Source organism: Mesorhizobium sp. M7A.F.Ca.CA.002.09.1.1 (assembly GCF_003998555.1).
Lineage (GTDB): Bacteria > Pseudomonadota > Alphaproteobacteria > Rhizobiales > Rhizobiaceae > Mesorhizobium > Mesorhizobium ciceri.
This window is the reverse complement of the sequence record NZ_RZRR01001332.1, coordinates 1-1003: the sequence shown is the minus strand read 5'-3', so window position 1 is coordinate 1003 and position 1003 is coordinate 1. Positions and strand designations below refer to the sequence as shown.

Sequence of the window (1003 nt, the reverse complement as noted above, 5' to 3'; positions counted from 1 at the left end):
TGCGCGGCTTCGACAGCATGGATGCGCGGAAAAATGCTCTTGCCGCTTTCTATGGCGGGCCGGTCTGGGCGGCGCACCGCGATGCGGCCAACGCGACGATGATCGATTCCGACGATGTGCTGCTGCTCAAGCCGGCGTGGCCGGGCGCCGGCTTCGACCTTGCGGGGGCGCAGCGGCCAAGCCTGGCCGGCGACGAAAAGCCCATTCGAAACAGGCCGCTGACCGGCATCGTTGTCATCGAGATTCATCATTTGCAGCCCGGCACGGAGGCAGATTTCACCACCCGCTTCGAGATTGAGACGGCGTGCCTGATGACGGCCGACGCACGCCTGCTCGCCGCGTTCGTGACCGAGCCTGCCGAAAACAATTTTCCGCGCATCCATGCTGTCGAAGCCGCGCATCCAGACGAACATGTCAGGCCGATCGAGATCCCGGAACTGGCCGATGATGGTCATGCCGGCGGCCTCCTGGCCCTCGATCAGCCTGCTGTCGAAGATGTCGATGAGCGTGTCGCGTTGGCCTGGCTTCAGCGTGTATTGCCGCAACTCGACGACAGGCGAGGCGAGCGCCGAGGGTTTCGGCGCGACGTTCTGGGGCAGGTTCATCCGGCATTCTCCAAAACAGGGTGATTGTCCTGTTTGTAAAACAGACCGGTTGTCCTGTTTTGTCAATATGCTAATGTCCGGCAATGTCAGCAGAGATGATCGCTCAACCAAAACCGCGCCCGGGAAAACGCATCAACGACCCTGAAGGCATGCGCAAGAAAGTGCTCGATGTCGCCGAGGACGCGTTCCAGGCGCGCGGCTATCACGCCTCCAGCATCGGCGACCTGATGGCGGCGGCGGGTGTCAGCGGCGGTGCGCTGCATCACCATTTCCCGACCAAGAAGGCGCTCGCGCTGGCGGTGATCGACGAGCGTGTGGCGGCAGCGGTCGAAGAGACATGGATCGCGCCGGTGCTGGCGGCGGCGTCGGCCCGCGAAGGCGTGCGCGCGGTGTTCGAG

Annotated in this window: 1 protein-coding gene and 2 pseudogenes; 2 read left to right on the top strand and 1 reads right to left on the bottom strand. The window is 63.6% G+C overall.

The features are described from left to right. Positions 1 to 380 (top strand): annotated as a pseudogene (locus EN994_RS36925) (NIPSNAP family protein); the annotation flags it as partial. Here the strand turns inward: EN994_RS36925 and EN994_RS36920 are convergent. Then, positions 381 to 605: pseudogene (locus EN994_RS36920) on the bottom strand (NIPSNAP family protein); the annotation flags it as partial. It abuts the pseudogene before it with no gap. 149 nt (positions 606 to 754) lie between these two features. Between EN994_RS36920 and EN994_RS32980 the strand changes: the two are divergent. Further along, positions 755 to 1003, top strand: a 249-nt coding sequence (locus EN994_RS32980) for a helix-turn-helix domain-containing protein (protein WP_245466165.1), incomplete at its 3' end; no start/stop codon positions are given.